Raw genomic sequence first — 26,318 nt, forward strand, 5'->3', positions numbered from 1 at the left:
GCCGATGGCGCAGGATTCTCTGAAGCATCAAGACGCTCCGATGCATCACGACACTGACCCGGACGCCCTCGCACAAGCCTGGCTCGACCGCTTCGCTCAAGCTCTGTCCTCGGGCGACGCTTCCGCTGTCGAGGCCCTGTTCGCCCCCGAATGCTGGTGGCGCGACTTCGTCGCCTTCACCTGGACCATCGCCACGGCCGAGGGCCGGCCGGCGATCCGGGCTCGGGCGACGGCGACCGCGGCGGCCACGCGGGCCGGCCGCTTCGCCCTCGAACGCCCGGCGGTCGCGAATGGCGGGATGGTGGAAGCGTGGTTCCGCTTCGAGACCGCGCTCGGGCGCGGCATTGGCCAGGTTCGACTGGTCGACGGCCTCGCCCGTACGCTATTCACGACCTTGCGCGAGCTGAAGGGGTTCGAGGAACGCAACGGGCCGACCCGCGAGGCGGGAACGCAGCACGGCGCGATCCGCGGCCGCCGGACCTGGGCCGACAGGCGCGCCGAGGAGGCGCGCCTCGGCCTCGACCGCCAGCCCTACTGCCTGATCGTCGGCGGCGGCCAGGGCGGGCTCGGGCTTGCCGCCCGGCTCAAGCGCCTCGGCGTCCCGACGCTCGTGATCGACAGCCTAGCGCGGCCGGGCGATGCCTGGCGGCGGCGCTACCGCTCGCTCTGCCTGCACGACCCGGTCTGGTACGACCACATGCCGTACCTGCCCTTTCCCGAGCACTGGCCGGTCTACACGCCAAAGGACAAGATGGGCGACTGGCTCGAGGCCTATGCGTCGATCATGGAGATCGACCTCTGGAGCGCGGCTACGTGCCGGTCGGCCGCCTACGACGAGGCCGGGGCTCAGTGGACGGTGACCGTCGACCGCGACGGCGAGGCCCACGTTCTGACCCCAAGACACCTCGTCCTTGCCACCGGCCTGTCGGGAGTGCCGAACGAGCCGGCCTATCCGGGGATGGAGCGCTTCCGCGGCGCCCACTACCATTCGAGCCGGCACCCGGGCGGCGCCGGGTTCGCCGGCAAACGCTGCGTCGTGGTGGGGGCGAACAACTCCGCCCACGACATCGCCGCTGATTTGTGGGAGCACGGCGCCGCGGTCACGATGGTGCAGCGCTCGCCCACGCTGGTGGTGCGCGCCGAGAGCCTCCAGCGCCACGGCCGCCCGCTCTACTCCGAGGAGGCGGTCGCTGCCGGGATCGATGCCGACCGGGCGGACCTCATCGCCGCCTCGACCCCCTACGCCCTGCTACCCGACCTGCTCAAGCCGGTCATGCGCCGCATCCGCGAGGACGACGCGGCCTTCTATGCGTCGCTCACGGCGGTTGGTTTCCTCCTCACCTTCGGTGAGGACGAGACCGGCATCGGCATGATGTATCCCCGCCGGGCGTCGGGCTATTACATCGATGTCGGTGCCTCCGGGCTCATCGCCTCGGGCGAGATCCGCCTCGAGAGTGGCCGGGGCGTGAGTCACCTGACCGAGGACGCCGTGGTGCTCGACGACGGCACGGTGCTGCCCGCCGACCTTGTCGTCTCCGCCACCGGCTACGGCCCGATGACCGACTGGGCGGCGCGGCTGATCTCGCCCGAGGTCGCCGCCCGGGTCGGCCCGTGCTGGGGCATCGGCTCGGGTACGGCGCGCGATCCTGGCCCCTGGCACGGCGAGCTGCGCAACATGTGGACGCCGACCACGCAAGCAGGGCTCTGGTTCCACGGCGGCAACCTTCAGCAGTCGCGCCACTTCTCGCGCTACCTCGCCCTGCAACTGAAGGCCCGCTACGAGGGCCTGCCGGTCGCGGTCCACAATGCGCCCGTCCCGGCATCGCAGTAATACCGCCTCACCTTCGAACGAACTCGTTCGAAGGTGCAAGGCAACCCAGAGCGGGCGTCGGCGCCGATGCGCCGGACGCCTTTGCATCGACGGGTCGATGCCACGGCGCGAGGGTATGATCCGCGGGAGATGCGGGTCGACGGCGAGGCCGGTCAACGTCGGTGTCGCTCGTGCGCTCGCGGTGATGCTGGGCGCAGGGGAGAACGGCGCCGTTGCACGTCGTGCTGCACGATCGGGCGCCGCTGCTCGGCACTTCCCGCGGCATGGCCTTCCTGGCGTTCTGCGACCCGAAGAGCCGCGCCCAGGCGCTCGCCGCGTCGGACGACCCGTGGAACGCCGTCGTCCACGATCCCGGATGCTCGAGGGACCGCTCGCGAGCCCGCGGGAGAATGCATACGCCAGCAGGAACAAGGACTACTCGCGCACGTCCTAAGCAGACTTGCGTCGGCAGGCCAACGCTTTGCCCGCTTAGGTTCTTGTTTCGCCGCAGATTTTTTGCCGCCGAACCGATGTTCACTTCGGCGAAATCGCTTAGAACGGCGTCGCCCCGGCGATCGGCGTGCCGGTGCTGCTCGGCGGGGTCGCGGTCGGAAGCCTCGACCGCATGAACCTGCGCAACTCCCTCGACGAGGCCGACGTGGTCGCCCGCTTCGTCGCGCGCTTGCCGGCGGCGGCGGCCGAGATCGCGGACGCGCTCTCGGCCATGCGCGGCGGGTGAGGGTCAGGGTGCGAAGTGCGGCGAGAGCGCGGCTCAAGCCCGGTGCGCCAGAACGATGCGTCCGGCGACCGCGCCGGCTTCGAGCCGTCGCATCGCAGCCTCCGCCTGATCGAGGGGCACCGTCTCGGTCTCGACGAGGGTCAAGCCGTGCCGACGCACAAGATCGACGAGGTCGCGCAACTCGCCGAGATTGCCGACATACGAGCCCGTGAGCGTGAGGGCACGAAGCGGCAGGAGCGGCAGCGAGAGGGTGACCTCGCCGCCGAACATGCCGACCACGACGTAGCCGCCGCCGCGCCGCAGGCCGTCGAGGGCGAAGCGCGCGGTTTCGGTGGTGCCGACGAAGTCGATCGCCGCCGCGAGCCCGGTCTCGAGGGCCAGGAGTTCCGCCCGGGCGCCCGGATCGGCCGGATCGAGCACGCGGTCGGCGCCGAGCGAGAGAGCCCGCTCGCGCTTGGCCGGCGCCGTGTCGGCGACCACGATGCGGGCGTGGCCCAGCGCCCGCGCGAGACGCAGCGCACTCTGCCCGAGGCCGCCCGCCCCGATCAGCAGGAGCCAGTCCCGGGCCGGGTCGCCGCCGATCTTGCGCAGGGCCGAGTAGGCGGTGAGCCCCGAGCAGGCGAGCGTCGCGGCGGCCGAGGGATCGAGGCCTTCCACGTCGATCAGGTAGCGGGGATGGGGCACGACCACCTTCTCGGCGTAGCCTCCGGGCCGGTGCACGCCGAGGCAGCGCCCGGCCGCGCAGAGGTTCTCCTCGCCCGACAGGCAGCGATGGCAGGCGCCGCAGCCGATCCACGGATAGGCAAGCACGCTGCGGCCGAGGAAGTCGGCCGCCTCGCCGGCCTCCGGCCCCACGGCCGCGATGCGCCCGAGGATCTCGTGGCCAAGGGTGACCGGCAGACCGACGCCGCGCTCGGCGAGGCTCAGGCGCTTGCCGCCGCCGAGGTCGTAATGGCCCTCCCGCAGGTGGAGGTCGGTGTGGCAGACGCCGCAGCGCTGCAGGTCGAGCACGACTTCGGTGCCTTGCGGGACGGGAGCGTCCTCCACCAGCGTGCAGAGCGGGCGGCTGAACTCGGTGACGGCGTAGCGTCTCATGGGATGGGCCTCCGCGGAGTGGGACGGTCGGGACCGGGCGATGGCAGGGCGGGGTGGCTCATTGCACCAGCGGGCAGCCGCCCTCGCCGAGCGGGCGGAACGCCTCGTTGCCCGGGATGCGGCGCACGAGCTTGTAGAGGTCCCATTCGCCGGTCGATTCCGCCGGGGTCTTGGCCTGGAACAGGTACATGTCGCGAACCACCCGCCCGTCCGGCCGCAGCACGCCGTCATGGGTCATGAAGTCGTTGATCGGCGTGCGACGCATCTGCGCCATCACCGCCTCGGGATCCTTGCTGCCGACCGCCTTCACCGCCTTCAGGTAATGGAGCGTGCCGCTATAGGCGCCGGCCTGGGTCATGCTCGGCATGCGCTTCATGCGCGCGAAGAACCGGCGCGACCATGCCCGGGTCTCCTCGTTCTGGTCCCAGTAGAAGGCTTCCGTCAGCAGGAGGCCCTGCGCCACCTTCAGGCCGAGCGAGTGGACGTCGCTGAGGAAGGCGATGAGCGCGACAAGCTGCATGCTGTCGGTGAGGCCGAATTCCCGTGCCTGCTTGATCGCGTTGATGGTGTCGGTGCCGCCGTTGGCGAGGCCGAGGATCTTCGCCTTCGAACTCTGCGCCTGGAGCAGGAAGGACGAGAAATCCTGCGTGTTGAGCGGATGGCGGACCGCGCCGAGGACGCGCCCGCCGCTCGCCTTGACCACCGCGGCGGTGTCCCGCTCGAGCGCCTGGCCGAACACGTAGTCGGCCGTGAGGAAGTACCAGTCGGTGCCGCCCTGCTTGACCACGCCGGCACCGGTGCCCTTGGCCATGGCGTAGGTGTCCCAGGTCCAGTGAGCCGCGTAGGGGGAGCAGAACTTGCCGGTGATGTCGGACGACCCGGCGCTGGTGACGAGGGCAAGCTTCTTCTTCTCGTTGGCGAGGTTGATGACCGCGAGCGCCATCGCAGAGGACGGCAGGTCGGTGATCACGTCGACGCCCGAATCGTACCATTGCCGGGCGATGCTGGCAGCGACGTCGGCCTTGTTCTGCCCGCCCGCCGAGACGACCTCGATCGGCCGGCCGAGCACGCTGCCGCCCGCATCCTCGACCGCCATCCGCACGGCCTCGACGGCGCCGAGGCCGCCGATATCCGCGTAGGTGCCTTCGAGGTCGACGAGGACCCCGATGCGGATCGGCCCCTCGTCGGCGGCCTGCGCCACCGATAGACCAAGACAGGCCGCCAGCCACGCCGCGACCAGCCCGGACCATCCCCGGGGCCCCGTTCCCTGCCGTGCCATGTCCGTCTCCTCCCTGATGCGAAATGGCGGCCCGCGACGTCTTCGCCGTCGGGCCGGAGCGTCCGTCAGCCGGTATCGGTACCGGGCTCGAAGGCGGCGCCGGACGCGATCAGCGCGTCGCACTCGGCCTCGTCGAACCCGAGGTCGCGCAGCACGGTCCTGGTATCGAATCCGGGTGGTGGGGCCGGGCGTCCGACGGGGGCCGGCGCGCCGTCCTGCAGGATCGTCGGCCGGATGGTGCGGACCCGGCCCTCGGTCGGGTGCACATCCGTGCCGATCAGCCCGACGGCGGTGAGGTGCGGGTCCCGTTCCAGGGTCTCGAGGGTGTGGCAGGGCATCGCCGGAACGTCGGCGGCGGCGAAGACCGCGAGCCACTCCGCGGTTGTCCGGCTCGTCAATGCCTCTGCGCGGACGCGAAACCAGAGCTCGACGTGCCGGAACCGGTCGGCGACGGTGCGCAGCCGCGGATCGTCGATCAGCTCCGCGCGCCCGACCGCCCGCAGGAAGGCCTGCACCTGGACGTCGGTGTTGGCCGTCAGGCTGATCCAGCCATCCGCCGTGGCGAGGGGCCGGTTGTCGGGATTGAGCACGCGGGCGTCGCCCGCCGGCCCGAGGGGCGGGTCGAAGCTGCGGGGGCCGAGATGCTCCTGCAGCACGAAGGCCGCCATGGTCTCGTGCATCGGCACCTCGAGCGTCGCGCCGAGCCCGGTACGCTCCCGGGCGAGGAGGGCGGCCAGGATCGCCGAGGCGGCGATCTCGCCGGTGACGTGGTCTGCAAGAAGCAGCGGCACGTAAAGCGGGTGGCCGTCGCGGCGTGCTGCCAGCCCGGCGATGCCGGACACGCCCTGAACCACGCTGTCGTAGGCCGGGCGGCCCCGATAGGGCCCGCCCGGGCCGAAACCCGTGATCGTGCAATGGACGAGGCGCGGATACCGGTCCCGCAGGCTGTCCGCGTCGAGGCCGAGCCGCACCAGCGCCTCCGGGCGCATGTTGGCGACGACGACGTCGCTCGACGCGACCAACCGCTCCAGCACCGCCCGCGCGGCCGGCGCCTTGAGGTCGAGGCCGACCGCCTGCTTGCCCCGGTTCAGGTGCAGGTAGGAGCCGGCATGGTGGCCGCCCGGCGACGGACCGCCCAAGGTCCGCAGAACGTCGCCGGCGGGCGGCTCGACCTTGATCACCTTCGCGCCGAAATCGGCCAGCCGCAACGTGCAGGCCGGGCCGACCACCACGCTCGTGAGGTCGACGACCCGGATGCCTGCGAGCGGCCGGGGGGCGGGGAGGGGGGAAGGGGCCGACGCGCTCATCGGAAGGTGGCGTCGAGGCAGATGCGACCCGCCTCGTCCTCGGCCCAGGCCCGCCACGCGCCCGTTTCCTCCCGCGCCTTCAGGTGCATCGGGCGCCCGCAATGGAGGGGGTGCAGCAGGCGATAGCCGAAGGCGGCCGGTTCCCGGCCGGCGGCCTCCCGGGCGAGTTCCAGGGTGAGGAGGGCGGTCAGGGGGCCGTTGACGACAAGGGCCGGATAGCCCTCGCGACCGGTCGCGTAGGGCGCGTCGTAATGGATGCGGTGGGTGTTGTAGGTGACGGCGCAGAACCGGAACAACAGCGTCTCGTCCGGCGTGAGCGTGCGGGCGATCTGTGCCGGTGTGGCTTGGGGCGCAGCTTGGGGCGGAGCTTGCGCCGGTTCGGGCGCGGGGTCGTCGGGGGCGGCCCTGGCCGCCTCGCGCAGCACGTAATCCTCGTGCTCGGTCACCACCGTCTCGCCGTCGACGGCGAGGGTGCTGCACACCGTCACCACGGCGATCCGGCCGCTGCGGCCGGTCTTCTCTGCCACGCGCTCGATCGTGGTCTGCCGCCGCACCGTCGCGCCGAGCGGGATGTCGCCCGCGTAAGCGGCGCGTCGTCCGCCCAGCATCACCCGGGGCAGGCCGAGATCCGGCAGCGCGATGCCCGGCCCGGCATAGCCGTCGGGCCGCAGGGCCGATTGCGGCAGGGCGGTGGGAAACAGGCCGACATGCCAGCCCCGGGGGATCACGGTGCTCCGCGCGTCAGTTCGCCAGTCCCGGTCGAGCAGGGCCGCCATCCGGCGCAGCAAGCCCGGCGTGGCGATGTCGTCCGTCCACGCCTCGGGCGGCGCGGGGGCGGTTCCGGTCGCGCTCATCGTGGGCTCCTGCGGCGCGGCACCTCGGCCGCGGGGGTGCGGGTGGCGCCGAACATGGCGGGTTTCGCCTCCTGCACCAGCGCCGCGAGGGCGTGGCCGAGGCGGTCGAGCCCATCCTCGCCGAGCTGGCCCTGGAACAGGTGCGCGGCCACCACGAGGCGAGGGCGCCCGGCACCGTCGCAGAGCGCGGAGGCGACCGACGTCACGCCCCGGATCAGCCGTCCGATATCGAGGGCGTAGCCGCGCGCCGCGCATGCCTCGACGTCCTCCAGGAAGGTCGCGAACGGGACCGGCACGTGCCAGCGGATCGTCCCGTAGCGCGCCTCGAGGCCGGCGCGCGGCGTGTGGCCGGCCGCCGCCACCGCCCGGCCGATCGCCCCGGCATAGGCCGGGATGCGCGTGGCGAGCCGGAACTCGATGTGGATGCCGTTGGCCGGTACGATGCGCCCGAGGAGCAGCGCCTTGTCGTCAGGGGCGACCTGCCAGACGCTCGCCGTCGCCTCGAACTCCGTCGCGACCTGCTGCAGCCCGGGCTGAAGCAGTTCGAGGTCCGAGCGGTTGAGGAGGGGGCGCGCCACCTCGAGAAGACCGAGCCCGAGGCGGTAGGTCTTGGTGTCCGGCGCCACCGTGACGAAGCCCTCGCCCACCAGCGTGCGCAGGATGTTGAGCGTGGTCGAGGGGCTCACCCCCGCGGCGCGGGCGATCGCCGTGACCCCGAGCGCCTCGCGGGCACTGGCGACCACCCGCAGGATCGCCACGGCCTGGGTCACCGCCCCGACCTCGCGGCCGACCTCCATCACCGCCGCTCCCTCGCCGGCCTGGCTCATCTCAGCCCGTCCTCGCATCCCGTCCCGATGTCGCCCCTTGCACTCAGGAGCATTTACGGATGAGAATAGCATTCAGCCGACGGAATAAAAGCGGTGTTTCGCAGAGGCCCGGGAAACGGGTTCGGACGCGGAGGGAGGAAACACGATGACAGGCATGCGGTGGAGTCGCGTCCCGTGGTGCGTCGGTCGGGCATTCGTCGTGACGCGGGCCGCGTTCCTGCGCCGGTCTCCCGTCCCCCCAGCGCCCGCGCGGCATGCGTTCAGACACCGGGAGGGTGTGGGACGACGATCGCTCGCCGTTTCCCGTCTCGTCCTGACCTGGACGCTGCCCCTGCTGGCCGCCCTCGGCGGGGTGCAGGTGGCCCGTGCGGACACCGACGTGCTGCGGATCGGCATCATCACCGACATGAGCGGCCAGTACAGCGAGGGCAACGGCGAGGGCTCGGTCGCCGCCGCCCAGATCGCGGTCGAGGATTTCGGCCCGACGGTGCTCGGCAAGCGCATCGAGATCATCTCGGCCGACCACCAGAACAAGCCCGACATCGCCTCGACCATCGTGCGCAACTGGATCGACACGAAGGGCGTCGACGTGGTGGCGGAAGGCGTGAACTCCGCGGTCGCGCTCGCGGTCCAGGCGGTGACGCGCGAGCGCAACAAGATCTTCCTGATCTCGGGCGCCGGCTCGTCCGATCTCACCGGCAAGTCGTGCTCGCCGACCAGCGTGCAGTGGACCTACGACACCTACGCCTCGTCGAATTCCACCGCCAAGGCGCTGGTCGCCCGCGGCGCCAGGTCCTGGTACTTTCTCACCGCCGATTATGCCTTCGGGCACGCGCTGGAGCGTGACGCAGCCCGGGCGGTCGAGGCCGCGGGCGGCAAGATCGTCGGCAAGGTCCGCCACCCGTTCAGCAATCCCGACTTCTCGTCCTTCCTGCTCCAGGCCCAGTCTTCGCCCGCGCAGGTGATCGCGCTTGCCAATGCCGGCAGCGACTTCGCCAACGCGATCAAGCAGGCGCATGAGTTCGGCTTGTCCCAGTCGGACAAGATCATGGCGGCCCTGCAGGTCACGCTGACCGATTCCGCCTCGCTGGGCCTCGAGGTGGTGCAGGGCGCGCTGTTCACCGACAGCTTCTACTGGGACCGCACGCCCGAGACCCGGGCCTATGCCGAGCGGTTCTACGCCCGCCGCAAAGCGATGCCGACCGCCTATCAAGCTGGCGTGACCTCGGCGCTCACCCATTACCTCAAGGCGGTGCAGGCCGCCGGCACCACCGATTCCGCCGCCGTGATGGCGAAGATGCGCGAAACGCCGGTGAACGACTTCTTCGCGCAAGGCGGCAAGGTCCGGCTCGACGGCCGCATGGTCCACGACATGTACCTGATGCGCTTCAAGAAGCCGTCCCAGTCGAAGGGCAAGTGGGACCTCTACGAACTCGTCGCCACGGTCCCGGGCGACGAGGCTTTTCGGCCCCTCAACGAAGGCGGATGCCCGTATGTCCGGAACTGAGCCCGCCGATCTGGCCTCCCTGGTCCGGCCCGGCGCGGTCGCGATCATCGGCGCCTCCGCCGATCCGACCCGCATCGGCGGCCGGCCGATCGCCTACATGCTGCGCGCCGGGTTCCAGGGCGCGATCCTGCCGGTGAATCCCAACCGCGCCGAGGTGCAGGGGCTTGCCAGCTACCCGTCCGTCGCGGCCCTGCCGCAGGTGCCCGACGTCGCGGTGGTCGCGGTGCCGGGACCGGCGGCGCTCAAGGCGGTCGAGGAACTGGCCGAGCGCGGCACGCGCTTTGCCGTGATGTTCACGGCGGGCTACGCCGAGGTCGGGGAGGTGGCGGCGCAAGACGCCCTCGTCGCGGCGGCACGGCGGCACGGGATGCGGCTGCTCGGCCCCAACTGCCTCGGCCTGTTCAACGCCGCAGCCGGCTTCTACCCGATCTTCACCGCCTCCCTCGAGGGCGGCCTGCCGCTGCCGGGACGGATCGGCATCGCCAGCCAGTCGGGCGCCTACGGCACCCACCTCTTCGCCGCCTGCCGGGCTCGGGGCATCGGCACCGGGATGCTGATCACCACCGGCAACGAGGCCGACCTGTCGGTCGCCGACGCAATCGGCTGGATGACAAGGGACGACGACCTTGACGTCATCATGGCCTACGCCGAGGGCGTGAAGGACGGGCCGGCGTTCGCGGACGCCCTTGCCGAGGCCCGGCGGGCGAAGAAACCCGTGGTGGTGATGAAGGTCGGCCGCAGCGCGGTCGGCAGCGCGGCGGCGCAGTCGCACACCGCCTCGATCGCCGGCAACGACGCGGTGTTCTCCGCGGTGCTCGCCGAGCACGGCGCGATCCGGGCCCGCTCGACGGAGGAACTGATCGACATCGCCTACGCGGCGACGCGGCGGATCTACCCGGTGCCCAATACGCTCGGCGTCATCACCATTTCGGGTGGCGCCGGCGTCCTGATCTCGGACGCCGCCGAGGCCGTGGGCCTGCCGATGCCTCCGATGCCCGAGGAGGCGCAAGCCCGCCTCAAGGCGATCCTGCCGATCGCCTCGCCGCTCAACCCGGTCGACTGCACCGCGCAGGCCTTCAACGACCTGTCGCTGATCGGCCGGTTCACCGAATCGATGATCGCCGACGGGGGCTATTCCTCGATTCTCGCCTTCTTCACCCAGATCGGCGGCGCCCCCAGCATGGCACCGGCGATCCGCGCCCAGCTCAACGCCGTCAAGGCGCGCCATCCGGACCGGCTCTACGCCCTCTCGGTCCTCGCCTCGCAGGAGCGCAACCGCGAATACGAGGCCGACGGCTACCTGCTCTACGAGGATCCGGCCCGCGCCGTGGTCGCCCTCGACGCGATGGGCCGCCTCGGCGCGAGCTTTGCGCAAGCAGAGCCTGCCGTCCCCGGGACGATACCGGCGATCGCGCTGCCCGAGACGACGCCTAGCGAGTCCGAGGCCAAGCGCCTGCTCGCGGCGGCGGGCATCGCGGTGGTGCCCGAGGCCGCCTGCTCCGATGCCGAGGCGGCGGTCGCGGCGGCAGAGGCGTTCGGCTTTCCGGTCGTGATGAAGATCCTGTCGCCGGACATCCTGCACAAGACCGAGATCGGCGGCGTGCTCCTCGACGTCGCCGATGCCGAGACGGTCCGGCGCGGCTACGCCACCCTGATCGATCGCGCCGCCCGCCACGCGCCGTCCGCCCGGATCGAGGGCGTTCTGGTGGCCCGCCAGGTCAAAGGCGCGGTCGAATGCATCATGGGCATCCAGCGAGACCCGGTCTTCGGCCCGGTCGCGATGGTCGGCCTCGGCGGCGTCTTCGTCGAGGTGATGCGCGACGTGGTCTTCCGGCGCTGCCCGTTCGGCGAGGACGTGGCCGAGGCGATGATCCGCTCGATCAGGGCGGCGCCGCTGCTGCTGGGGGCCCGCGGCCGCCCGCCCTGTAACGTGGCGGCGCTCGCCCGGATGCTGGCACGGCTCTCGGTCGTCGCCGTCGCGGCGGGGCCGGACTTGGCCGCGATCGACCTCAACCCGGTCCTCGCGCTGCCCGACGGCGCCTACGCGGCCGACGCGGTGATCGAGATCGGAGCGGCGACGTGAGCGACCCCGCGCGCATCCCGGTCATCGTCGGAATCGGTGAGGTCGTGGATCGGCCGGATGCGCCGGGCCGGGGGCCGCTCGGCCCCGAGCCCGCCGCACTGATGGCGCAAGCCCTGCGCCGCGCCGATGCCGATGCGGGCGGCGGCTTCCTCGGCCGCCTTGGCTCCCTCGATGTGATCAACGCGGTGTCTTGGCCCTACGCCGACCTGCCAGGCCGCGTCGCCGACCTGATCGGCTACCGCCCCCCCCGCCTCGCCTACGGCCCGGTCGGGGGCGAGACGCCCGTGCGCTTCCTGCACGAGGCCGCGCAGCGGATCGCCCGGGGGGAGGCCGAGGTCGCAGCTTTCTGCAGCGGCGAAGCAGAGTACAGTGCCGCGGCCGCACGCCGCGACGGCCTCCGGCCCGAGCGCGACGCGTTCCCGACTTGGACCCCGCCGGACCCCGCCTGGACCAATCCGCGGGTGCGCGACTACCTACACCCCCAGGCCCTGCGTCACGGCCTGTCGCAGCCGGTCTTCGTCTACCCGCTCTACGAGACTGCTTGCCAGGCCGCCTGGGGCCAGACCCCGCGGGAGGGTCGAGCGGAATCCGCCGTCCTCTGGTCCGCGATGTCCCGGGTCGCGGCCCAAAACTCCGGCGCCTGGCTGCGCCGCCCGATCACCCCGGAGGGGATCGCCGAACCCTCGCCCGGCAACCGGCCCATCGCTTGGCCGTACCATAAGCTCATGGTGGCGAACCCGGTGGTGAACCAGGGCGCGGCCGTGATCGTCGCGAGTCTCGCGCGTGCGCGTGCAGCCGGCCTGCCCGAGCACCGCCTGGTCCATGTCGGTCCCGGCGCCGCGGCGAGCGAGCCGCGGGACTGGCTTTCCCGCGACGCCTTCGACCACGCCCCGGCCCAGGATGCGGTGCTTGCCGGGGTGCTCGACCGGGCCGGCCTCGCGCCCGCGGACCTCGCGGCGATCGAACTCTACAGCTGCTTTCCCTGCGTGCCCAAGATGGCGCGACGCAGCCTCGGCCTGCCGCCGGAGACCGTGCCCACCCTCGCGGGCGGTCTTACCTTCTTCGGCGCCCCGCTCAACGGCTACATGGCGCACGCGGCCTGCGCGATGGTCCGGCGCCTGCGCGAGGCATCGGGCGAAGCCGGGTTGCTCTACGGCCAGGGCGAGTTCGTCACCAAGCACCACGCCCTCGTGCTCGCGAGCCGGCCGCTGCCCCCGTGCACCGAGTCTGCTTCGGTCCAAGACGAGGCGGATCGGCGACGCGGTCCCGTCCCGCCCGTCGCCGAGACGCAGGCGGGTCGTGCGGTGGTCGAGACCCATACCGTGCTGTTCGACCGCGAGGGCACCCCCCAGAAGGGGGTGGTGGTGCTGCGCCAGGGCGGCGCGCGGCTCCTGGCGCGGGTGCCGGCCGACGACCACCCCACGCTCGCAGCTCTCACCGACCTCGACCGCTCCCCCGTCGGCCTCCTCGGGACCTTGCGCCAGGCGTCGGACGGGCTCCCCGAGTGGGAGATCGCCTGATGGATGAGGCACCCGTCCTGACCGAGCGCGTCGGTGATCACGTCGCGATCGTCACCCTGAACCGGCCGCAAGCCCGCAACGCCGTCGACCCGGCCCTGGCCCACGGCCTCGCCTCGGCCCTCGCCCGCACGGAGGCCGATGTGGCGATCCGCGCGGTGGTGCTCGCGGGCGCGCCCTGCGGCGTCTTCTGCGCCGGCGCCGACCTCAAGGTCGTGGCGGCGGGCCGGGCGGACGATCTCTGGACGCCGGAGGGCGGCTTTGCCGGCTTCGTCCATGCTCGGCGGGCAAAGCCCTGGATTGCCGCGGTCGACGGCGCGGCGCTCGCGGGGGGCTGCGAGATCGCCCTCGCCTGCGACCTGATCGTGGCCGGCGAGGGAAGCGACTTCGGCCTGCCGGAGGTGCGGCGCGGGCTGATCGCGGCGGCGGGCGGCCTCTACCGCCTGCCGCGGGCGCTGCCGCGCGCCGTCGCCCTGGAGATGATCCTGACCGGTGCTACCCTCGACGCGCCGCGTGCCCACGCGTTCGGCCTCGTCAACCGGGTGGTGCCCGCAGGCCTCGCGCAGGAGGAGGCGGTCGCGCTGGCGCTGACCATCGCCGCGAATGCGCCGCTCGCAGTGCGGGAGAGCCTCGCGGTCGCCCGTCTCGCCTCCGACGCGGACGAGGCCGCGCTCAAGGCGGCGAGCGCTGCGGCGCGCGCGCGGATCCAATCATCCGAGGATTATCGCGAGGGCCCGCGTGCCTTCGTGGAGAAGCGCCCGCCGCGCTGGACGGGGCGCTAGGGCAGGGAGGGACCCGATGGGGATGCTGGAGGGAAAGGTCGCGCTCGTCACCGGGGCGGGGGGCGGCATCGGGCGGGAGATCGCGCTCGCCATGGCGCTCGCCGGCGCCCGGGTGGTGGTCAACGACGTCGGGGCGAGCCTGAGCGGATGCGGCGAGACCTCCGCCACGCCCGGCGAGCAGACCTGCCGGATCATCGAGCAGCGCGGGGGCGAGGCCGTCCTCAGCACCGAGACGGTGGCGGAGTGGGCGGCGGCACAGCGCATCGTCGCCACGGCGCTGGACGCCTTCGGGCGCATCGACATCGTGGTGAACAACGCCGGGATCCTGCGCGACCAGATCTTCCACAAGATGTCGCCGGACGAGTGGCTCTCGGTGATCAACGTCCACCTCAACGGCAGCTTCTTCGTCGCACGGGCGGCGGCCGAGCATTTCCGGCGCCAGGAATCCGGCGCCTACGTCCACATGACCTCGACCTCCGGGCTGATCGGCAATACCGGCCAGGCGAACTACGCGGCGGCAAAGCTCGGCATCGCCGCCCTGTCGAAGTCGATCGCCCTCGACATGGGACGCTTCGGCGTGCGCTCGAACTGCATCGCTCCCTTCGCCTGGAGCCGGATGACGAGCGCGATCCCCGCCGGGACGGACGAGCAGAAGGCCCGCGTCGCCAAGCTCCAGGCGATGGGGCCGGAGAAGAACGCCCCGCTCGCGGTCTTCCTCGCATCGGAGGCGGCGCGGGACGTCACCGGCCAGATCTTCGCCTCCCGGCACAACGAACTCTTTGTCTTCAATCACCCGCGCCCGGTGCGCGGCGTGCACCGGGCCGAAGGCTGGACGCCGGAGACGATCGCCGGGCACGCCCTGCCGGCCCTGCGCGGTCACCTCGCACCCCTCGAGCGCAGCCCCGACGTGTTCTCCTGGGACCCGGTCTGACCATGAGCATCAACGGACGCGCCTACATCGCCGGGGCCTACGAGCACCCGACCCGCAAGGCCCCTGACAAGTCCGTGGCTCAGCTCCACGCGGAGGTCGCCGCCGGCGCACTCGCTGACGCGGGGCTCACCAAGGACGACGTCGACGGCTACTTCTGCGCCGGGGACGCGCCCGGCCTCGGCCCGCTGTCGATGGCCGACTACCTCAACCTCGACCTGCGCCACCTCGACAGCACCGATCTGGGCGGCGGCTCCTATATCGCTCACGTGGCGCACGCCGCCCAGGCGATCGCCATGGGCAAGTGCAACGTCGCCCTGATCACGCTCGCCGGCCGGCCCCGCAGCGCCGGCCATTCCGGCACCGCGGCGCGGCCCGTCATCGCCGACGCGCCGGACAGCCCCTGGGAGGCGCCTTTCGGCCCGACGACGGTGAACCTCTATGCGATGTGTGCCCGCCGACACATGTACGAGTTCGGCACCACGCCTGAGCAGCTCGCCTGGATCAAGGTCGCGGCCTCGCATCACGCCCAGCACAACCCGCACGCCATGCTGCGCGACGTTGTGAGCGTGGACGACGTGCTGGCCTCGCCGGTCATCGCCGATCCGCTCCACCGCCTCGATTGCTGCGTGGTCAGCGACGGGGGTGGCGCCCTTGTGGTGGTGCGGCCCGAGATCGCCCGGGGCCTGAAACGCCCGCTGGTGCGGGTCATGGGCGCGGGGGAGGCCGCCAAGGGGCAGCGCGGCGGCGAGGTCGACCTGACGTGGTCGGCGGCGCGCCGCTCCGGCCCGGCCGCCTTCGCCGAGGCGCGGGTGACTCCCGCCGACATCAAGTACGCTTCGATCTACGACAGCTTCACCATCACGGTGCTGATGCAGATCGAGGATTTGGGCTTCTGCGAGAAGGGGCAGGGCGGCCGCTTCGTCGCCGACGGCAACCTCATCGCGGGGAGCGGGCGGCTGCCGTTCAACACCGATGGTGGCGGGCTGTGCAATAACCACCCGGCCAATCGAGGCGGGATGACCAAGGTGATCGAGGCGGTGCGCCAGTTGCGCGGCGAGGCGCATCCGGCCGTGCAGGTCGGCAATTGCGACCTTGCTGTTGCGACCGGGATTGGTGGGCTGCTCGGCAGCCGTCACGGCGCCGCGACCCTGGTGCTTGGGAGGGAGTGAGCGATGGTGAGTATCGATCGTCGCGACGGGCTCTGGCCGGACCCGCCCGAGAGCCCGGAGAGCGCCGCCTTCGTGGCGGCGGCGCGCGAGGGCCGCTTCCTGCTGCGACGCTGCATCGCTTGCGGCAAGGCGCACTGGTATCCGCGGGCGCGCTGCCCCTTCTGCCTCGGCGAGACCGCCTGGGAGGAGGCATCCGGGCGTGGCACGGTGTACAGCTATACGGTGCTCGCTCGAGAGGCTCCTCCGCGCTCACTAGCGTATGTGGTCCTCGAGGAAGGGCCGATCATGCTGACGAGCCTCGTCTCGTGCGACGCAAGTTCCCTAGCGGTCGGACAGGCCGTGACCCTGGTGTTCGAGCGCTCGCAGAACGGGACGCCCGTCCCGTGCTTCCGGCCGGCCGTGGGAGGCTAACGCCGTCTCGTCTCCAGTCGTGAGCGCTGCCCACGACTACTGGCAGGCGAGCGACGTGGCCCAGATGGTCGTCTTGCATGTCGGATGTGGCACCCAGGGGCTGGCGAGCGCCCTGGACAACGCCGCGTGCAGCCCGGCCCCGATGGTCATTTCGCCGGCGTGTCACCTTTCATCCAGAAGGGCGAGCTCAACCGTAGCCGCGACAAGTTCATCCATTGGACTCAAGACAGCCACGACCAGCGTAGGTTGGTGCGCGATGTCCTGCACGTCTCCGAGCGCCGCTCCTGCCGGGCGCTCGGCCAACATCGCTCGACGCAGCGCATGGTGCCGCGGGGCAGGGATGACGAGGCGGCGCTGATTGCGGATCTGATCGAACTGGCGCGTCGCTACGGGCGCTACGGCTACCGGAAGATCGGGGCAGCGCTGAAGGCTGCCGGCTGGTCGGTCAACGACAAGCGGGTCGATCGGATCTGGCGGCGCGAAGGGCCGAAGGTTCCAGCCGAGCAGCCCAAACGCGGACGGCTCTCGGACGGAGACGGGTCGTTTCTCCGGCTGCAACCGGAGCATCGCAACCACGTCTTGGACTACGACTTCGTCGAGGCGCGCACGCATGACGGTCGTAAGTTCGGCATGCTAAACGTCGTTGACGATTTCGCTCGCGAATGCTTGGCGATTGGTGTGGCCCGCAAGCTGAAGGATGCCGATGTAATCGACGTGTCTGGCGAGCTGTTCATCGTGCGCGGCGTGCCAACGAGCATCCGCTCGCACAATGGTCCGGAGTCCAGCTCCAAATCTTCACAGGTCTGTATCGATTTGATCGACAGAAGGACTGTCTACATCGAGCCTGTTTCACTGTAATATAACGGGTATGTGAAGACCTTCAACGCACAGTTGGGAGGCGATCTCTTGAAGGGTGAGAGCTTCTACATGCTGAGGGAAGCGCAGATCATGATCGAGATCTGGCGACGGCACTGCGGTGGGGTGCGCCTGCACGGCGCGCTGGGCTACCGACCCCCGGCCTCGGAGGTGTTCGTGCAAGACTTGCCCGCTTGGCCGGCTGCGCTTGCCCGACCGGCTCCGCCGACCAAGCTACCCGCGGAGCAACCGCCGACACTGCACTAACTTTGAACTTGGACCACCTCGTGGGGCCGATCAGTCATCCGGAGCAGGTAGAGCTTCGGGTCGCGCCGAGCAGCACCCCGACGAAGGGATGAGGCGCGGCTCTCCTCAACGCTGGGGCGGTGCCGCGGCAGGCTAGCGATCGGCCGGCCTGTGGCGCCGTCCGTCGCCGAGATGGCGACCCCGCCCAGATGCCCATTGCCGGCCGCGCGGGACCAGAAGACCGCCGCGTGAACGCAGGTCACGCGGTCATTCCAAATCCGAACTTGTCTCGCGCGGCCGAAACGCCCCCCATCTCGCCAAGCCCGGACCGCGCTGCCCCGCCCGCGAGATGCGAGCTCCCCGGCACGCGGACGATGCGGGCCGTTCCTCTCGGGAGGTGTGATCATCATGCGGAGCTGCGCGCTGGCGGCCCTCGTCGCCCTGGCACTGGCCGGACCGGCCCGCGCCGCCATGTCCGATGGCGTCGTGCGGATCGGGGTCCTCACCGACATGGGAGGTCCGTACTCGGACAATGTCGGGGCCGGGGCCGTCCTGGCGGCCCGAATGGCGGTCGAGGATTTCGGTGGTACCGTCGCCGGCGTGCCGGTCGAGGTCGTCTCTGCCGACCACCAGAACAAGACCGATGTCGGCTCGGCTATCGCCCGCCGGTGGTACGACGTCGACAAGGTCGATGCGATCACCGAGGTCGTGTCCTCGGCGGTCGCCCTCTCGGTCCAGCAGATCTCCCGCGACAAGGACCGCATCTTCCTGGCGACCGGCCCGGGCACCCCGGATCTCACCGGCAAGGCCTGCTCGCCCTTCGGCTTGCACTGGTCCTACGACAACTACGCGCTCGGCAACGTGGTGGCCGGCGCCGTGGTGCGGCGCGGCTTGAAGAAGTGGTTCTTCCTCACCGCCGATTACAGCTTCGGCCACGCGCTCGAGGCGCAGGCCGCCCGGGTGGTGAAGGCCAATGGCGGCGCGGTGATCGGATCGGCGCGCCATCCCCTCGGCTCGTCCGACTTCTCCTCCTTCCTGCTCCAGGCGCAGGCCTCGGGCGCCGACGTGATCGGGCTCGCCAATGCGGGCACCGACATGATCAACGCGCAGAAGCAGGCGGCCGAATTCGGGCTGACGAGCGGCGGGCAGAGCCTGGCGGCCTTGCTCGTCAACCTGCCCGACATCCGCGCCCTTGGTCTCGACAGCGCCAAGGGGCTGCTCCTCGCAGACAGCTTCTACTGGGACATGACCGACGCGACCCGGACCTGGTCGAAGCGCTTCATGGCGCGGTTCGACGGCCGCGCCCCCGGCAGCCTCCAGGCCGGAGTCTACGGTGCGGTGAGCCACTACCTCAAGGCGATCCAGGCCGCCGGCACCGACGAAGCCAAGACGGTAATGGCGAAGATGCGCGAGATCCCGATCGACGACTTCTACACCAAGAACGCGCACCTGCGTGCCGACGGCCGCGTCATTCGGGACATGTACCTGTTCCAGGTCAAGACGCCGGCCGAATCGAAGTATCCGTGGGACTACTACAAGCTGCTCGAGACCGTGCCCGGCGAGCAGGCTTTCCGGCCCCTCGCCGAGGGCGGCTGTCCCCTGGTCTCGACGCAGTAATCGCCCGGGCCTCTCCGGCGGGGCGCGGCGGCTCAGCCGGTCGCGCCCGTGGGCTCGGCGGAGGCGGCGTGGCCGGCCTCCGCCTCGAGCCAGGCGAGGAAGAGGTCGAGCTTGCGCGAGGGCGGCCGGTCGAGCGGCCAGACCGCGTAGAGGCCGAGGTCGCGCCGCACCGGCCGGTCGAACAGCGGCACCAGCCGGCCGGATGCGATCTCGTCCTTGAGCAGAAGAACCTGACCCATGGCGACGCCGAGCCCCTCGGCCGCCGCCTGGTAGGTGAGGACCGAGCTCTCGAACACCATGCCGCGCCCGGTATCGACGTCGCGCACATCCGCCGCCGCGAGCCAGTCCGGCCAGTCCCGCCGCCGGTAATACGAGTGGAGGAGCTGGCGCGTCCGAAGCAGCTCCGGGTCGCCCCCGGCGAGGCCGGCCGCGAGGGCCGGGCTGCAGACCGGCTGGATCACGTCGGGCAGGAGCAGGGCCGAGCGCGTCCCCGGCCATTGCCCGGTGCCGAGCTGGATCGCGACGTCGACCGTCTCGCGGGTGAAGTCGACCGGCCGCACGATGTTGGAGAGCCGGATGTCGAGGCGCGGGTAGCGGGCCTTGAACGAGGGCAGGCGCGGGATCAGCCACCTCGTCGCGAAGGTGGCATAGGCGCGCACGTGCAGGGTCTCGGCCACCTTCTCGTCGCTCAGGCGCGCGGTCGCGGCGGCGATCCGGGCGAAGGGCTCGTTGATCTCGGCGGCGTAGAGCCGGCCGGCCTCGGTCAGGGTCGCGCCGTGCCGCTCGCGGTGGAACAGCCGCACGCCGAGGAATCCCTCCAGCACCGCGATCTGCCGGCTGACCGCCGATTGCGTGACATTCAACTCACCGGCTGCGCGGCCGAAGCCGCCGAGCCGGGCCGCGACCTCGAAGACGTGCAGCGGGTTGAGGGGCGGCATGCGGCGCGACATCGCGGCTTTAACGAACTCAGGTCTCGGGACGGCGGGGATGCCCGCGTAAAACTCATGCCAGGTTAACGCCTGCTCAATTGCGGAGCAAACCGCTCCGGCGATGATGCGGCCCGCGAGAGCATTTCCGAGGAAGCGGGCACCGTTTCGTCGGACGATGCCGACGGATCACAGACCCCGGGGCCCCTTCGATGGCGACGCGATCGCAGGGGGCTCTCGTCGCCACTGCGCCGAGCCATCGGCCGCCCGCCCGCCGGGCCGACGCGAGGATTCCATGGATTTCGCCCTGACCGAAGAGCAGGCGCTCTTCGCAGATTCCGTCCGGCGCTTCGCCGAGCAGCACCTGCGGACAGGCGCGCTCGCCCGCGCCCACGACCCGCGTTTCCCGTTCGACGTCGCGCAGCTCCTCGCCGGCCAGGGGCTCCTCGGGATCACGATGGATCCCCAGGAGGGCGGCCAGGGCGGAACGCTCATGGATGCGGTGATCGCCATCGAGCAGGTCGCGGCGGTCTGCCCGCGCAGCGCCGACGTGATCCAGGCCGGCAATTTCGGGCCGATCCGCACCTTCGTCGAGTACGCCACGCCCGGGCAGAAGGCGCGGTTCCTGCCCGACCTGCTGGCCGGGCGCAGCGTGATCAGCCTTGGCATGTCGGAGCCGGGTGCCGGCTCGGCGGCGACCGACCTCGAGACCCGCGCCCGCCAGGACGGCGACGATTACGTGATCGACGGTGCCAAGGTCTTCTCGACCCACAGCCCGGATGCGTCGGTCTTCCTGGTCTATGTCCGGTTCGGGCCTGGGGTCGGCGGGATCGGCTCGGTGCTCGTCGAGCGCGGCACGCCGGGCTTCACCATCGGCAAGCCCTCCGCCTTCATGAGCGGGGAGGAATGGTCGCAGCTCTACTTCGAGAACTGCCGTATCCCGGCCGCGAACGTGCTGCTCGGGCCCGGCGGCTTCAAGCGCCAGATCGCCGGCTTCAACGTCGAGCGGCTCGGGAATTCCTCCCGGGCATTGGCGCTCGGCCGCTACGCCTTCACCCTGGCGCGCGACCACGCCCTGGAGCGGCGCCAGTTCGGCCGGCCGCTCTGCGAGTTCCAGGGCCTGCAGTGGAAGTTCGCCGACCTCGCGGTGAAGCTCGACGCGGCGCAGCTCCTGCTCTACCGGGCCGCCTCGACCCGGGAGGGCGCGCTGCCCTCGGCCGCCGACACCGCAATGGCGAAGCTCGCCTGCAACCAGGCCGGCTTCGAGGCGGCGAACGAGGCCGTGCAGGTGATGGGCGGCCTCGGCTACTCGACCGAGGCGCTGGCCGAGTACTGCATGCGGCGCACCCGCGGCTGGATGATCGCCGGCGGCTCGATCGAGATGCTGAAGAACCGCATCGCCGAGCACGTCTTCGACCGCCGCTTCGACCAGCGCGCGCCCCGGCCGGGACCCGCCGCGCAGGCGGCCGAGTAGGGGGCGACGCATGAGCCCGAGCCTCGGCCGCTCCCTGCTGCATCCGCGCAGCGTGGCGCTCATCGGCGCCTCGGATGATCCAACGAAAACGGGCGGGCGTCCGCTCGCCTACCTGCGCCGGGCGGGGTTCTCCGGCGCGGTCTACGCGGTCAATCCCCGCCGCGGGACGGTGCAGGATGTGCGCGCCTATCCCTCCCTCGACGCCCTGCCGGAGGTGCCCGACCACGCCTTCATCCTGACCCCGACCGAGGGCGCGCTCGACGCGGTGGCGGCCTGCGCGGCGCGCGGCGTGCCGCTCGCCACGGTGCTCGCCGGGGGCTTTGCTGAGGAGGGCGAGGCGGGGCGTGCCCGCGAGGCGGAGTTGCGCCGCATCCTCGCCGGCGGGCCGACCCGCCTTCTCGGTCCGAACAGCATCGGTATCGTCAACGTCGCGACGGGTCTGAGCCTGACGGCCAACGGCGCCTTCGCGGAGCCCGAGATCCGGCGCGGGAGCGTGTTCGTCGCCTCGCATTCGGGCAGCATGATCGGCGCGATCCTGTCGCGAGGGCTCGCCAGGGGCCTCGGCTTCGCGGGGTTCGTCTCGACCGGCTCGGAGGTCGATCTCAGCCTGGGCGAGATCTGCGCGGCGACGCTCGACGATCCGGCGATCGAGGTCTACGCGCTGTTTCTCGAATCGATCGTCCATGGCGCCGACATCCGGCGTTTCGCGGTCGCCGCGGCGGCGCGGGGCAAGCCGGTCATCGCCTACAAGCTCGGCCGGTCGGCGCAGGGGGCGGAGCTGTCGCAATCCCATACTGGCGCCATCGCGGGCGAGGACGGGATCGCCGACGCCTTCCTGCGCGATTGCGGCATCGCCCGGGTCGAGACCCTGGAGGGCCTGATCGAGGGCATCCCGCTGATCCGCCGGGTCGGCGTGTCAGAGCGGCCGCTGCGGCCGAAGGTGGCGGTGGTGACGACCACCGGCGGCGGTGCCGCGATGGTGGTCGACCAGCTCGGCCTGCGCGGCATCGAGGCCGCCGTGCCTAGCGAGGCCACCATGGTGCGTCTGGCCGATCGCGGCGTGGTCGCGCCGCGCGGCCGGATCCTCGATCTCACGCTCGCCGGCACCCGCCCGGCGGTCATGTCGGCGGCACTGGAGACCGTCCTGGCGGCGCCGGAATTCGACCTCGTGGTCGCGGTGGCCGGCTCCTCGGCCCGCTTCCAGCCCGACTTGCTGGTGCCGGCGATCACCGCGGCGGCGACGGCTGCGGTGCGCCCGCTCGTGGCCTTCGCGGCCCCGGACGCGCCGCAGGCGCTCGCGCATCTCGCCGAGGCGGGGATCCCGTCCTTCCGCACGCCCGAAGCCTGCGGCGACGCGATCGCGGCGGTGTTCGGGCGGCGCCCCGCCAAGGCCCTTCCTCCGCAGGCAGGACAGGCAAGCGGAGAGCCGCGCCTTCTCGACGAGGCCGCGGGCTACGCGGTGCTCGTCCGCCTCGGCCTCCCGGTCGCCGCCCACGCCGTGGTGGAGGCCGGGACGACGGCTTCGCCGATCGGCTATCCGGTGGCGGTCAAGCTGCTCTCGGCCGAGGTGCTGCACAAGACCGAGCTCGGCGGCGTCGCCCTCGGCATTCGCGACGACGTCGCCTTCCGGGACGCCGCCGCCGGCATCGCCGGGCGGGTATCCCGGGCGCGCCCCGGCCTCGCGGTCGAGCGGCTGCTGGTCCAGACGATGGCTTCCGGGCTCGGCGAGGTACTGCTGAGCGTGCACCGCGATGCGGATGCGGGCCTCGTCGTAATGCTGGCGGCCGGCGGGGTCCTGGCGGAGATCCATCAGGACCGCAGCCTGCGCCTCGGTCCCCTCGACCACCGCGAGGCTGTCGCCATGATCGACGAGGTCAAGGCGCTGCGGGCGCTCGCCGGCTATCGCGGCCGGGAGCGGGGCGACCTCGACGCCCTCGCGGACGCACTCGTCGCCCTCTCGGCCTGCGGCCCCGAAATCGTCGAGGCCGAGATCAACCCGCTCGTCGTGCGGCGCATGGGCGAGGGCGTCATCGCGGTCGACGCCGTCGTGCGGGTACGTGAGGACACCAGGATCGGAGTTCCGATGACCGGGGAGACACCATGATCGACCACCTCGCCGAGCGGGTGAACGCGGATGCGCGTCTCGTCCATCGCGGCCGCTTCGTCGATACGACCTTCCTCATCGGGATCGGGGAGGAGAGCTGGCTCGTGCGCATCCGCGACGGGCGCGTCGACGAGGTGCGCAAAGGGCCCTTCGTCATGGCGCGCTGGACCTTCGCCCTGCGCGCCTCGGCCGAGAGCTGGCGGACCTTCTGGTCGTCGTCGCCGCCCCCGGGCTTCCACGACCTCTTCGCGATGATCCGGTTCGGGCGCCTCGCGGTCGAGGGCGACATGCACCCCTTCATGGCCAACCTGTTCTACTTCAAGGGCGTGCTCGGCGCGCTGAGGAGCCCCGCATGAGCGCGCCCATCTACGAGCCGATCACCGGCCGTTACCTGCGCGTCGATCTCCTCGGCAAGCCGCACCGGGTCTACATCGAGGAGGCCGGGGAGGGCGTGCCGCTCCTCTGCCTCCATACGGCGGGCAGCGACAGCCGGCAGTGGCGCGGTGTCATGAACGATCCGGGGATCCTGTCGCGATTCCGGGTCATCGCCTTCGACCTACCCTGGCACGGCAAGTCCTCGCCGCCGGCGGGCTGGCATGTGGAAACGGAGTACCGCCTCACCTCGCGCGACTACGCCGACGTCATCCTGGGCGTCGCCGACGCGCTCGGCCTCGACCGGCCGGTGGCAATGGGCTGCTCGATCGGCGGCCGCATCGTGCTCCACCTCGCCCTCGAGCATCCAGAGCGGTTCGGGGCGGTGATCGGCCTGCAATCGGGCGGCCACGTCGCGCCCTACTACGACACGCAGTGGCTCTACCGGCCCGACGTCCACGGCGAGGTCTCGGCCGCCGTGGTCTCGGGCCTGATCGGGCCGGCCGCCAGCGACGAGAACCGCTGGGAGACACTCTGGCACTACATGCAGGGGGGGCCGGGGGTGTTCAAGGGAGACCTCTACTTCTACAAGGTCGACGGCGACATCCGGGGGCGACTGTCGGAGATCGACACCGCGCGCTGCCCGGTCCACCTCCTGACCGGGGAATACGATTACAGTTGCACCCCCGACGATACCCGGGCCGCCGCCGCCAGCATCCGAGGCTCGGAGGCGGTGATCATGCCGGGGATCGGCCATTTCCCGATGAGCGAGGACCCGGAGGGCTTCCTCAGCCATCTGCGTCCGGTGCTCGAGCGCATCCTGTCGGAGCGTCGGCCGTGACCGGCGCGCCGGGCCCGGGCCCGGGCGCCCGCCGCGACGCCGAGGCGGCCTATCCGGCGCTTTCCCTCGTCGTTGGCGATCGCTGGATCGGGGCGGAGGAGCGCCCGACCGTCCCGGTCGTCGATCCGGGCACCGAGCGGGTGCTCGGGCATCTGCCGGTGGCGGACGAGGCCGATCTCGACCGCGCCATCGAGGCCGCGCACGACGCCTTTCCGGGCTGGCGCGACACGCCGGCCCTCGCGCGCAGCCGCATCCTGCTCGCCGCCGCCGGCTGGCTGCGGGCGCACAGGCGGGATTGGGCCGGGCTGATCGCGCTCGAACTCGGCAAGCCGCTCGCGCAAGCCGAGGCGGAGGCCGAGACGGCCTGCGAGATGATCGAGTGGGCCGCCGAGGAGGGCCGCCGCCTCTACGGCCGCGACATCCCGCCAAGAACGTCCGGCCTGCGCCTGACCGCATTCTCCGAGCCGGTCGGGCCGGTCGGCGCCATCGCGGGCTGGAACGCGCCAGCGATCACCCCGGCGCGCAAGATAGCCGGTGCGCTCGGCGCTGGGTGCTCGATCGTCCTCAAGCCGTCGGAGGCGACGCCCGCCTCGGGGCTGATGCTCGCCCGCGCCTTCGCGGAGGCAGGCCTGCCGCCCGGCATCCTCAACCTGGTGTTCGGGGACCCGCCCGCCATCGGGCGGAGGCTCGCCACGGATTCCCGCCTGCGGATGCTCTCCTTCACCGGCGGCACGTCGGTGGGCAAGGAGCTCGCCGCGCTCTGCGCCGCGACGATGAAGCGGATGGTGATGGAGCTCGGCGGGCACGCGCCGGTGATCGTGCTGGCCGATTGCGACGTCGAGGCGGTTGCCCGGGCCGGCGCGGCGGCGAAGTACCGCAATGGCGGCCAGGTCTGCACCTCCCCGACCCGCTTCCTCGTTGAGGCGCCCGTCTATCGCCGCTTCGCCGACGCCTTCGTGGGCGCGGCGATTGCGCTGAAGGTCGGCGATCCTTTCGCAACGGGCACGCAGATGGGCCCGGTGCAGAATGCCCGCCGCGCCGCTGCGATCCGGGCCCTTCTGGCCGATGCCCGGCCGCGGGCGACGCTGAGAGAGGGGAACGCGCCCGAGGGACCGGGCTTCTGGCAGGCGCCCGCCGTGCTGACGGATCTCGGACCGGACGCGCGGGCCTGGCACGAGGAGCCGTTCGGCCCCCTGGCGGTCCTCGCGCCATGCGCCGGTCTCGACGCGGCGATCACTGAGGCGAATCGCCTGAGCCTGGGACTTGCCGCCTACGCGTTCACCGGCAGCCTTGCGGCGGCCGAGCGCCTGGGCCGCGAGGTCCAGGCGGGAACTCTGGCGGTCAACCACTGGTCGGCGTCGTTCCCGGAAACGCCGTTCGGGGGCGTGAAGGACAGCGGTTTCGGTCTAGAGGGCGGCCAGGAGGGCGTGATGGCGTTCCGCCAGCAGCGCTTCGTCTCGGTCGCGTCGTGAGGCGAGGCGGAACTTCGGGAGGAAGTCGCCTGCGCTGCTCGGTCAAGCTCCCGACCCGGTCGCACTGGCGACCGGGTTCAGGCTTCGACGAGCACGCACC

21 protein-coding genes and 1 pseudogene are annotated in these 26,318 nt (G+C 71.6%); 16 read left to right on the plus strand and 6 right to left on the minus strand.

The features are described 5' to 3' along the window. Positions 1-40: 40 nt before the first annotated feature. Together BMX97_RS16430 and BMX97_RS32915 are read left to right on the plus strand one after the other, a co-directional pair. Positions 41-1,831, plus strand: a complete 1,791-nt coding sequence (locus BMX97_RS16430; RefSeq protein ID WP_091752272.1) for an NAD(P)/FAD-dependent oxidoreductase — start codon at positions 41-43, stop codon at positions 1,829-1,831. A gap of 559 nt (positions 1,832-2,390) precedes the next feature. Then, positions 2,391-2,549, plus strand: coding sequence for a hypothetical protein (locus BMX97_RS32915; RefSeq protein WP_177202255.1), 159 nt, complete (start codon positions 2,391-2,393; stop codon positions 2,547-2,549). A 33-nt stretch (positions 2,550-2,582) separates the two neighbouring features. Here BMX97_RS32915 and BMX97_RS16435 read toward each other — a convergent pair whose 3' ends face one another. The 5 genes from BMX97_RS16435 to BMX97_RS16455 all read right to left on the minus strand — a co-directional run bounded on the left by BMX97_RS16435 (position 2,583) and on the right by BMX97_RS16455 (position 7,911). Further along, on the minus strand, positions 2,583-3,644 hold the full coding sequence (locus BMX97_RS16435; RefSeq protein WP_091752278.1) for an alcohol dehydrogenase: 1,062 nt from the start codon (positions 3,642-3,644) through the stop codon (positions 2,583-2,585). A 58-nt stretch (positions 3,645-3,702) separates the two neighbouring features. Beyond that, the gene (locus BMX97_RS16440; RefSeq protein WP_091752285.1) at positions 3,703-4,923 is read right to left on the minus strand and encodes an ABC transporter substrate-binding protein; all 1,221 of its coding nucleotides are present in this window, start codon (positions 4,921-4,923) and stop codon (positions 3,703-3,705) included. Between the two features lie 65 nt (positions 4,924-4,988). Beyond that, a complete protein-coding gene (locus tag BMX97_RS16445; RefSeq protein WP_091752289.1) occupies positions 4,989-6,230 on the minus strand; it encodes a CaiB/BaiF CoA transferase family protein in 1,242 nt (413 codons plus the stop codon). Next, the gene (locus BMX97_RS16450; protein WP_091752292.1) at positions 6,227-7,084 is read right to left on the minus strand and encodes an FAS1-like dehydratase domain-containing protein; all 858 of its coding nucleotides are present in this window, start codon (positions 7,082-7,084) and stop codon (positions 6,227-6,229) included. Before BMX97_RS16450 ends, BMX97_RS16445 begins: the two co-directional genes overlap by 4 nt. After that, a complete protein-coding gene (locus BMX97_RS16455) occupies positions 7,081-7,911 on the minus strand; it encodes an IclR family transcriptional regulator (RefSeq protein ID WP_177202256.1) in 831 nt (276 codons plus the stop codon). The genes BMX97_RS16450 and BMX97_RS16455 overlap by 4 nt, the downstream gene beginning before the upstream one ends. A gap of 277 nt (positions 7,912-8,188) precedes the next feature. On the opposite strand from BMX97_RS16455, the gene BMX97_RS16460 reads away from it, so the two are divergent. The 9 genes and pseudogenes from BMX97_RS16460 (at position 8,189) to BMX97_RS16500 (ending at position 19,029) form a co-directional block, all read left to right on the plus strand. Beyond that, positions 8,189-9,418, plus strand: a complete 1,230-nt coding sequence (locus BMX97_RS16460; RefSeq protein ID WP_244538464.1) for an ABC transporter substrate-binding protein — start codon at positions 8,189-8,191, stop codon at positions 9,416-9,418. Further along, positions 9,405-11,501 (plus strand): acetate--CoA ligase family protein, encoded by a 2,097-nt coding sequence (locus tag BMX97_RS16465; protein WP_091752303.1) that lies wholly within the window; start codon positions 9,405-9,407, stop codon positions 11,499-11,501. The genes BMX97_RS16460 and BMX97_RS16465 overlap by 14 nt, the downstream gene beginning before the upstream one ends. Continuing rightward, positions 11,498-13,021 carry an acetyl-CoA acetyltransferase gene (locus tag BMX97_RS16470; RefSeq protein WP_091752306.1) on the plus strand — a complete coding sequence of 508 codons (1,524 nt, stop codon included), beginning with the start codon at positions 11,498-11,500 and terminating at the stop codon, positions 13,019-13,021. The genes BMX97_RS16465 and BMX97_RS16470 overlap by 4 nt, the downstream gene beginning before the upstream one ends. After that, positions 13,021-13,800, plus strand: coding sequence for an enoyl-CoA hydratase-related protein (locus BMX97_RS16475; protein WP_091752309.1), 780 nt, complete (start codon positions 13,021-13,023; stop codon positions 13,798-13,800). Before BMX97_RS16470 ends, BMX97_RS16475 begins: the two co-directional genes overlap by 1 nt. Before the next feature lie 22 nt (positions 13,801-13,822). Further along, complete coding sequence (locus BMX97_RS16480; protein ID WP_244538465.1) at positions 13,823-14,731, plus strand: SDR family NAD(P)-dependent oxidoreductase; 909 nt, start codon at positions 13,823-13,825, stop codon at positions 14,729-14,731. Positions 14,732-14,733: 2 nt separating this feature from the next. After that, positions 14,734-15,900, plus strand: a complete 1,167-nt coding sequence (locus BMX97_RS16485) for a thiolase domain-containing protein (protein WP_091752315.1) — start codon at positions 14,734-14,736, stop codon at positions 15,898-15,900. Positions 15,901-15,903: 3 nt separating this feature from the next. Continuing rightward, a complete protein-coding gene (locus tag BMX97_RS16490) occupies positions 15,904-16,311 on the plus strand; it encodes a Zn-ribbon domain-containing OB-fold protein (RefSeq protein WP_091752319.1) in 408 nt (135 codons plus the stop codon). 255 nt (positions 16,312-16,566) lie between these two features. After that, positions 16,567-17,433 (plus strand): annotated as a pseudogene (locus BMX97_RS16495) (IS3 family transposase); the annotation flags it as partial. Positions 17,434-17,820: 387 nt separating this feature from the next. After that, positions 17,821-19,029: an ABC transporter substrate-binding protein gene (locus tag BMX97_RS16500; protein WP_091752565.1), complete on the plus strand. Its 1,209-nt coding sequence runs from the start codon at positions 17,821-17,823 to the stop codon at positions 19,027-19,029. Between the two features lie 32 nt (positions 19,030-19,061). On the opposite strand, the gene BMX97_RS16505 is transcribed toward BMX97_RS16500, so the two are convergent. Then, positions 19,062-19,967, minus strand: a complete 906-nt coding sequence (locus BMX97_RS16505; protein ID WP_177202257.1) for a LysR substrate-binding domain-containing protein — start codon at positions 19,965-19,967, stop codon at positions 19,062-19,064. Positions 19,968-20,250: 283 nt separating this feature from the next. Here BMX97_RS16505 and BMX97_RS16510 point away from each other — a divergent pair, with 283 nt between their 5' ends. The 5 genes from BMX97_RS16510 to BMX97_RS16530 are packed head-to-tail and all read left to right on the plus strand — an operon-like array spanning position 20,251 to position 26,218. Further along, positions 20,251-21,429, plus strand: coding sequence for an acyl-CoA dehydrogenase family protein (locus tag BMX97_RS16510; RefSeq protein WP_091752325.1), 1,179 nt, complete (start codon positions 20,251-20,253; stop codon positions 21,427-21,429). A 10-nt stretch (positions 21,430-21,439) separates the two neighbouring features. Beyond that, positions 21,440-23,533, plus strand: a complete 2,094-nt coding sequence (locus BMX97_RS16515) for an acetate--CoA ligase family protein (protein ID WP_091752328.1) — start codon at positions 21,440-21,442, stop codon at positions 23,531-23,533. Continuing rightward, complete coding sequence (locus tag BMX97_RS16520; RefSeq protein ID WP_091752330.1) at positions 23,530-23,889, plus strand: hypothetical protein; 360 nt, start codon at positions 23,530-23,532, stop codon at positions 23,887-23,889. Before BMX97_RS16515 ends, BMX97_RS16520 begins: the two co-directional genes overlap by 4 nt. Continuing rightward, positions 23,886-24,746 (plus strand): alpha/beta fold hydrolase, encoded by an 861-nt coding sequence (locus BMX97_RS16525; protein ID WP_091752333.1) that lies wholly within the window; start codon positions 23,886-23,888, stop codon positions 24,744-24,746. Before BMX97_RS16520 ends, BMX97_RS16525 begins: the two co-directional genes overlap by 4 nt. After that, on the plus strand, positions 24,743-26,218 hold the full coding sequence (locus BMX97_RS16530; protein ID WP_091752336.1) for an aldehyde dehydrogenase family protein: 1,476 nt from the start codon (positions 24,743-24,745) through the stop codon (positions 26,216-26,218). The genes BMX97_RS16525 and BMX97_RS16530 overlap by 4 nt, the downstream gene beginning before the upstream one ends. Positions 26,219-26,318: the final 100 nt, after the last annotated feature.

It is taken from the genome of Methylobacterium sp. ap11 (assembly GCF_900110515.1).
Lineage (GTDB): Bacteria > Pseudomonadota > Alphaproteobacteria > Rhizobiales > Beijerinckiaceae > Methylobacterium > Methylobacterium ajmalii.

Bases quoted from the DNA above. Each gene is read 5' to 3' on its own strand.
- BMX97_RS16430 (WP_091752272.1), top strand. From the start codon at position 41: ATGCATCACGACACTGACCCGGACGCCCTCGCACAAGCCTGGCTCGAC.
- BMX97_RS16435 (WP_091752278.1), bottom strand. From the start codon at position 3,644: ATGAGACGCTACGCCGTCACCGAGTTCAGCCGCCCGCTCTGCACGCTG.
- BMX97_RS16440 (WP_091752285.1), bottom strand. From the start codon at position 4,923: ATGGCACGGCAGGGAACGGGGCCCCGGGGATGGTCCGGGCTGGTCGCG.
- BMX97_RS16445 (WP_091752289.1), bottom strand. From the start codon at position 6,230: ATGAGCGCGTCGGCCCCTTCCCCCCTCCCCGCCCCCCGGCCGCTCGCA.
- BMX97_RS16450 (WP_091752292.1), bottom strand. From the start codon at position 7,084: ATGAGCGCGACCGGAACCGCCCCCGCGCCGCCCGAGGCGTGGACGGAC.
- BMX97_RS16455 (WP_177202256.1), bottom strand. From the start codon at position 7,911: ATGAGCCAGGCCGGCGAGGGAGCGGCGGTGATGGAGGTCGGCCGCGAG.
- BMX97_RS16465 (WP_091752303.1), top strand. From the start codon at position 9,405: ATGTCCGGAACTGAGCCCGCCGATCTGGCCTCCCTGGTCCGGCCCGGC.
- BMX97_RS16475 (WP_091752309.1), top strand. From the start codon at position 13,021: ATGGATGAGGCACCCGTCCTGACCGAGCGCGTCGGTGATCACGTCGCG.
- BMX97_RS16480 (WP_244538465.1), top strand. From the start codon at position 13,823: ATGCTGGAGGGAAAGGTCGCGCTCGTCACCGGGGCGGGGGGCGGCATC.
- BMX97_RS16485 (WP_091752315.1), top strand. From the start codon at position 14,734: ATGAGCATCAACGGACGCGCCTACATCGCCGGGGCCTACGAGCACCCG.
- BMX97_RS16490 (WP_091752319.1), top strand. From the start codon at position 15,904: ATGGTGAGTATCGATCGTCGCGACGGGCTCTGGCCGGACCCGCCCGAG.
- BMX97_RS16500 (WP_091752565.1), top strand. From the start codon at position 17,821: ATGCGGAGCTGCGCGCTGGCGGCCCTCGTCGCCCTGGCACTGGCCGGA.
- BMX97_RS16505 (WP_177202257.1), bottom strand. From the start codon at position 19,967: ATGCCGCCCCTCAACCCGCTGCACGTCTTCGAGGTCGCGGCCCGGCTC.
- BMX97_RS16510 (WP_091752325.1), top strand. From the start codon at position 20,251: ATGGATTTCGCCCTGACCGAAGAGCAGGCGCTCTTCGCAGATTCCGTC.
- BMX97_RS16515 (WP_091752328.1), top strand. From the start codon at position 21,440: ATGAGCCCGAGCCTCGGCCGCTCCCTGCTGCATCCGCGCAGCGTGGCG.
- BMX97_RS16520 (WP_091752330.1), top strand. From the start codon at position 23,530: ATGATCGACCACCTCGCCGAGCGGGTGAACGCGGATGCGCGTCTCGTC.
- BMX97_RS16525 (WP_091752333.1), top strand. From the start codon at position 23,886: ATGAGCGCGCCCATCTACGAGCCGATCACCGGCCGTTACCTGCGCGTC.